This is a genomic window from Pseudanabaena sp. 'Roaring Creek', assembly GCF_001402795.1.
Lineage (GTDB): Bacteria > Cyanobacteriota > Cyanobacteriia > Pseudanabaenales > Pseudanabaenaceae > Pseudanabaena.
Genome location: NZ_LIRE01000647.1, coordinates 1 through 5,924 on the forward strand (window position 1 = coordinate 1; position 5,924 = coordinate 5,924).

The 5,924-nt window shown below is 41.3% G+C and carries 7 protein-coding genes; 3 read left to right on the top strand and 4 right to left on the bottom strand.

The window, feature by feature from the left end; genetic code table 11:
* Positions 1-95 precede the first annotated feature (95 nt).
* From AC805_RS16935 to AC805_RS16945, 3 genes are all read left to right on the top strand, one after another.
* Positions 96-1,070: a peptidoglycan recognition family protein gene (locus AC805_RS16935; RefSeq protein WP_055076474.1), complete on the top strand. Its 975-nt coding sequence runs from the start codon at positions 96-98 to the stop codon at positions 1,068-1,070.
* 91 nt (positions 1,071-1,161) lie between these two features.
* Positions 1,162-2,331 (top strand): DnaJ domain-containing protein, encoded by a 1,170-nt coding sequence (locus AC805_RS16940; RefSeq protein ID WP_231663447.1) that lies wholly within the window; start codon positions 1,162-1,164, stop codon positions 2,329-2,331.
* A gap of 36 nt (positions 2,332-2,367) precedes the next feature.
* On the top strand, positions 2,368-3,462 hold the full coding sequence (locus tag AC805_RS16945; RefSeq protein WP_055076476.1) for a metal ABC transporter solute-binding protein, Zn/Mn family: 1,095 nt from the start codon (positions 2,368-2,370) through the stop codon (positions 3,460-3,462).
* A gap of 231 nt (positions 3,463-3,693) precedes the next feature.
* Here the strand turns inward: AC805_RS16945 and AC805_RS16950 are convergent, their stop codons facing one another.
* The 4 genes from AC805_RS16950 to AC805_RS16965 form a co-directional block, all read right to left on the bottom strand.
* Positions 3,694-4,173 (bottom strand): hypothetical protein, encoded by a 480-nt coding sequence (locus AC805_RS16950; RefSeq protein ID WP_055076477.1) that lies wholly within the window; start codon positions 4,171-4,173, stop codon positions 3,694-3,696.
* Positions 4,166-4,627, bottom strand: a complete 462-nt coding sequence (locus tag AC805_RS16955; protein ID WP_055076478.1) for a hypothetical protein — start codon at positions 4,625-4,627, stop codon at positions 4,166-4,168. Before AC805_RS16955 ends, AC805_RS16950 begins: the two co-directional genes overlap by 8 nt.
* 138 nt (positions 4,628-4,765) lie before the next feature.
* Positions 4,766-4,990, bottom strand: a complete 225-nt coding sequence (locus AC805_RS16960) for a hypothetical protein (protein ID WP_231663451.1) — start codon at positions 4,988-4,990, stop codon at positions 4,766-4,768.
* Positions 4,991-5,307: 317 nt separating this feature from the next.
* Positions 5,308-5,553 (bottom strand): hypothetical protein, encoded by a 246-nt coding sequence (locus tag AC805_RS16965; RefSeq protein WP_055076480.1) that lies wholly within the window; start codon positions 5,551-5,553, stop codon positions 5,308-5,310.
* Positions 5,554-5,924: the final 371 nt, after the last annotated feature.

The following is a 5,924-nucleotide window of genomic DNA, read 5'->3' on the forward strand; positions in this document are numbered from 1 at the left end:
CAGGTTTTAGATCTGGATTTTAATTATGCTGAGGGACTTAGTTTTAAAGTTTTAATTTCAAAGTTTTAATTTCAAAATCAAATCATTAAATCCCTATGCAAATCAAACGATTAGTAGCGATCGCCATCTTTTTACTCACCTTAGTAGGCTTAATTCTCTCGGCTGAGCCAGCCAAAACCAATGGAATCGCTACCTTCAAGTCGGCTAAAAATCATAATAACAATCGGAATAAAGTTGCTCTAAACGCTTCTTCTCAAGCACCCCAAGATATTTACTTCTCAGCAGCTATCAATCAATCCGCTCCAGTCTTGGGCTGTGAAGTCCAACCACCAGCCAATCCACCTGAACCATCATTACCCGCAGCACTAACTTCTATTCCCATTACTTTAGAGCGCTTTCGGAAATCCGTAACTACATCGAAGCCCCCGATCGCCTCTCAGAAGGCGATCACCACTAGTCCTAGAGAAATTGTGGCTTTGGCGGCAGCCTCTAACTATGGCGATCGCTATCTGAGGGATCTATCGGGCAAACCTGCTAACTATGCCCCAATTATCGTCCTTCATGAAACAGTGGGTTCTACGAACGGTACGATCAATTTCTTTCAAGAATTCCATACCGATGAAGATATTCAGGCAAGTTATCATACCTTGATCGCCCTTGATGGCTCGGTTATCTACCTCGTTCCCCCCGATAAACGGGCTTTTGGAGCAGGTGACTCTGAGTTTGTAAGTGCGTTAGGACAGGAAGCAGTACAAACCAATCCACGCTATCCCCGTTCTGTCAATAACTTTGCCTATCACATCTCGCTCGAGACTCCTGAAGACGGCATGAATGAAGACTATACCCATAGTGGATATACCGAAGATCAATATCAATCGCTGGCATGGCTGGTTGCCAAAACCAATGTCCCCCTAGAGCGGATTACTACCCATAAAATCATCGATCGCTCTGGCTCTCGGATCGATCCGCGCAGTTTTGATTTTAATTTATTTAAAAAATTATTAACTGCCTATCCCCGAACCAATGAAATTGAGATCGGCTGTTCTAGCCTCAGAAAATTCCAAAGTTAAGGCAAATAGCGCTCTATTTTTTCTGACTTTATTGATATATATGGTGATTGGTCGATCAATTTTCCAACATCATTCGGTCGCGGGCAAATATATGAACCAGCCCAAGGAGGCAAAATTTCAGTTTATCCGCTTCGATCGCGGGATTAGTCAATATAACCATGACTATTACGCGGCGCTAGGTTTTCCGATTGTCAGCGATCCTACGTATATCCGCAATGTATACCTGCGAATAGCCCGCATTTTACATCCCGACATTTATGGCTTTTCAGCAGATGACAAAGCCATCGCCACCCAATATCTCGCAAAACTAGTCAATCCTGCCTACAATGCCTTGATGAAAGAGCAGGATCGCCGTGCCTATCAAGAAATATTTAAGTTACTTGCCAAACGCTTAATGCTGAGGTCGCGTAATATCCAGATTCATTCGGAGAGCGCCTGCGAGTTAATGGGCTCCCCTAGCGACGAGGTTTACGAACGTTTGGTTACGGAAATCGCGAAAGTACAATATCAATCGCTTCAGCAGATTCTAGATCTTACAGCGCAGATCAGCGAGTTAAATCTGGTTTACATCCTCTACAAGGAAGGCTATCAGCATGGCGCGGCGAATATGCCCCCAGTTCTTGCCCCCATGTTAAAGCCTACAAGCCCTAAACCCCACACCCAAAATTTTCTGCCGCCACCATCAAAGCCCAGTTACAGCTATAGCCTCCAGTACCTATCCTCAACTCAAGTGCCCGCAACTCAAGAGACCTCGACTTTACAATATGCTACCCCACAGGCAACCAGTAATTTGACAGCTAATTCTGATGAGACCTTAATTCAGTCAGAAGCCGCAATTGATACGACAATGCTCGATGCACGCATCAAAATCTGTGAAATCAATATCTTGCAAAACAATTGGAAAATTGCCCTCCAAGATTTGCGGGCTATCTTAAGAATGGATGAAAACAATAGTCAATGTCTGGCTCTCCTAGGCGTGGTTTACACAAATACCAATCAGCCAGAAATGGCGAAGGCAAGCTTTAAGCGATCGCTTTATATCAATCCTCAAGAATCTCTAGCCCTAGAGCATCTTCTGGAATTAACCGATCCAAAGCTCAATCAAAGCAAGGTTACCAAAAACAATAGCAAAGGCAATCGCAAAGGAGATCGCAAACCAAAGCCCTCACCAAAGCCGACCCAAAAGCCCATTCAAAAGCCCATTCAAAAGCAAGGTTGGATCACTGATTTACTAGAAAAGGTTTCTTTTTGGCGTTCCTAGGTATTATGATAATGATTATCATTTTATCTCGCCACTATGCCTATCAAACCAACAAGATCGATCGCCAAATTCAAAACCAACGAAGGGATCAAGATTTCGGCGATCGTCGCATTGATGGCTATTGTCACTAGTATCAATGCTTGCAGTATCACGACTTCTAGCCAACCCCCTAAACCCCAATCCCCCATAGCGACAAACCCATCAGAAAATTTGCCCTCAAATTTGCCCTCAAATTTGCCCTTAGTAGTTGCGACCAATACCGTTACTTGTGATCTCACCAGACAAATTGCAGGTTCGACGATCGCTTTAAAGTGTCTGATTGAAGCTGGCACCGATCCGCATCTTTATCAACCCAAACCCGAAGACCGCAAAGCGATCGACTCAGCGAAGTTAATTCTCTATGGAGGCTATGACTTTGAGCCAAATTTGATCAAGTTAATCAAAGCTAGCTCTAATAACGCCCCCAAAGTTGCCGTGAATGAGTTAGCAGTAACCAATCCTTTGCTTGCGGAAGCAGGAGATGACCACAGCAAGGCAAAAGATGTCAAACCAGAAAATCGCAACCTCGAAAAAGAAACCGACCCCCATATATGGCACAACGCCCAAAATGGTATCAAAATTGCGCAAGCAATTAGCAAAAGCTTGAGCAATCTCCGTCCAGAGGAGGCTGATACCTATGCTCGAAATACAGCTAAGGTTGTTAATGAATTAGAACAGATTGATACTTGGATCAAAGATCAAATCGCGACAATCCCCCCCAGTAACCGTAAACTAGTCACCACCCATGATGCTCTTGGCTACTATGCTAGAGCCTATGGAATCCCCGTGGAAGGAGCTTTGAATGGCATTAGCACCGAAGAACAACCCACCCCCACAAGAGTCAAGGAATTGGTGGATGAAATCAAGTCCAGCCAAGTTCCGACAATTTTTGCTGAGGTATCGATCAATCCCAAATTGATTAACGCTGTTGCCAAAGAAGCAAATGTTAAGGTAGCAGAACGGGAAATATATGCCGATGGATTGGGTTCAAAGGGAAGCGAAGCAGAGACTTATACAGGAATGCTAATCTCTAATACTCGCACAATTGTTGAGGGATTGGGAGGCAAGTACAAGCCTTTCCAATTAAAATAAATTCCATTACCGTAGGACATAAGCCTCAAGATAGAAGTGGCGGCGCTTCGCGCCGCCACTTCTATCTTGAGGCTTTATTACTAAGTAGCTAGGAGCGAGTACCGCCCGCTAAGCGGGCGGTACTCGCATTAGAAGAACATAAAACCCCAAAGATGAGTGGCAGTGCCTGCACTGCCACTCATCTTTGGGGTTTTAATCTGTCCAGTCTCGTCTTAAAGCCAGAAATTGAAATTAAATTTTTTCCTCTTGTCTCTTTAGTGAATTCGCAACACCAGCTCCACCAAATCCACCAACAGCAAGAGTAAATATCTTCTCTGGCAAATCTTGATTTCCACATAAACCTGAATAAATTAACACTAGAGCAAAAAATGCAAGACCGACAGCTAATGCTATCTTTTTTATATTTTCACTGGATGTTTGACTTTCAAGCTTAAACTTCTCCTTGGCAATGGTTTCCTGATGTCGATTTTCTTCCTTCTGTTTAGCTAACTCAAATCGTTTTTCGTCATAGCTTTGACAAAATTTTAATAAGCCTAAGGCATCTTTTTCAGCCAAAATCTCAAATAATTCCTGCGATATGGTAGGCATTTGGATAGGCAAAGTAGAACTTTCTACTGTGGTAACAATGGGTTTTATTCCAGTAAAAGTCTTGTCAATTGCTGAAGAGGTATTTTTTTCGGGATTATCGTCTTGAGATTTAGCATTAGTCATAACTATCTTGTAAAAAACTAGTTAATGATTGATTAATCTGATTGATTACATAATCAGCACGCCTATTTAAGTAATTGCCATCCCCGCTATAAATCATCACTACAACTTCCTCTTCCCCATCTTCAGGAAATTCTGGACTAATTTCCCACTCAGGATTCGCTCGTCTTATAAATTCCACATTTTGTCTAAATTCAACTACTTGCTCTTCACTAGCTGGGGCGGGCAGATAAAATCGATAGACCCTATTGACTGATTGACCAAGGTTAGGTATTCGGCTATGGTCTTTAACTGGAAACAGTTGATAAGTCTCGATGGCTTTATATAAGATATCTGCAACTTCCCCCTCCGCATTGTCCACGGTCTTTTGCATTACTCCTTGAAAATCTTGGGAAAGGCTTAGATCCAGTTGTTTATGCTTGGTTTGAGTGATTGCTTCTGAGAAGTCAGCGTTCATAGTAATTTACAAAAAGTGATCTTATTAACACAAATTCAATAGAGGAGGGTTGAGATAAACTTGTGGCTATTCACATCCATTTACGATTGATTTCCAAATTGATTCCCATAGTTTCCGATCTTGATTAGAGACTTAATATTATGGAGAGATAATTATCTTTTTGATCTCATCGTTTTCAATAATGGCTAGTTCGCGACCTTTTTTTTTCTCTTCTTGGGCAATGTTATAGATTGCCAAGGCTGTTCGTAAAACTTCAGACATATTCTTATCTGATTCGTCGGAGATCTTTTGTAATATTTCGTAGTCGTTATTACTTAGGTCGAGATTTAGTCTCTTTCTTTTGGGATTTGGGGAGTTAGACATATTAACAATCACAGGAATACTTGCCATAGAAAAGAAAAGCATCACCAAAAATATATTATTTATATATTTATTTCTTTAGTTTTAGGCGATCGCATGTTCGCTTAACCTTAGATTTACATGAGCTTAACCTTTCGGAGAAACTATTATAGCACATATTTTTTGTGTATTAAACAATATTTTTCTCCACCAAATTTTTCATGCCATAGCTGCCACCGATCGTATTGGTACATAAACTGCCTGAAGAGCTAAAAACTCACACCTCTCTTCCACCTCTTAGGTTTACACCTGTATTAATCTAGGCAATTATTTTCAGGAATTTATCGCAATCCCTCAATAATTGTCGCGATCGCCCCCAAGAAAAGGAGAAAAGTAGCCGCAAACCTAGCGATCGGACAAATGATAGGAAGCACGAAAGTAATTGCAGGAAAAAAATCCAAAGCGATCGCCATAAGGGTTACAAGACCAAAACCAAGAACAAGCAAGCAAAAATACTTAATTAATCGACCCGACCATCTGAATAGCCAATTGTGACGATGTTTTTGCCGAAAATCTTGCCTAGACATTTGATTCTCCTTGCTTACATAAGCGGTTAAGCCCAAAAAAACATATATTTAGAACATCTAACTTGAGCGCCAATAGCTTTTTTTCGAGCCTAGAGCAACAAATCAGAACAGGTTGAATACATATAATATACACAAAATATATACTGTATTAATGCCTTATATTTTGTGTATATTATATGTATTCAACTAAAATCGTTGACAGACCGTATAGCAACATCAGGTTGGCGTTTTGATTCGTCCTAGCTATCTCTCTATATAGCTACAGTCACTTGTAATTAGGACAAATCAAAACCCAAGAATTAATTGGCGGCGCTTCGTGCCGCCAATTAATTCTTGGGTTTTATGTCCTAATACACTTGGCGACAGCTATA

What these genes read in the sequence shown, in the direction of transcription:
- AC805_RS16940 (WP_231663447.1), top strand. Translation starts at nt 1,162, where the DNA reads ATGAACCAGCCCAAGGAGGCAAAATTTCAGTTTATCCGCTTCGATCGC.
- AC805_RS16945 (WP_055076476.1), top strand. Translation starts at nt 2,368, where the DNA reads ATGCCTATCAAACCAACAAGATCGATCGCCAAATTCAAAACCAACGAA.
- AC805_RS16955 (WP_055076478.1), bottom strand. Translation starts at nt 4,627, where the DNA reads ATGAACGCTGACTTCTCAGAAGCAATCACTCAAACCAAGCATAAACAA.
- AC805_RS16960 (WP_231663451.1), bottom strand. Translation starts at nt 4,990, where the DNA reads ATGTCTAACTCCCCAAATCCCAAAAGAAAGAGACTAAATCTCGACCTA.
- AC805_RS16965 (WP_055076480.1), bottom strand. Translation starts at nt 5,553, where the DNA reads ATGTCTAGGCAAGATTTTCGGCAAAAACATCGTCACAATTGGCTATTC.
- AC805_RS16935 (WP_055076474.1), top strand. Translation starts at nt 96, where the DNA reads ATGCAAATCAAACGATTAGTAGCGATCGCCATCTTTTTACTCACCTTA.
- AC805_RS16950 (WP_055076477.1), bottom strand. Translation starts at nt 4,173, where the DNA reads ATGACTAATGCTAAATCTCAAGACGATAATCCCGAAAAAAATACCTCT.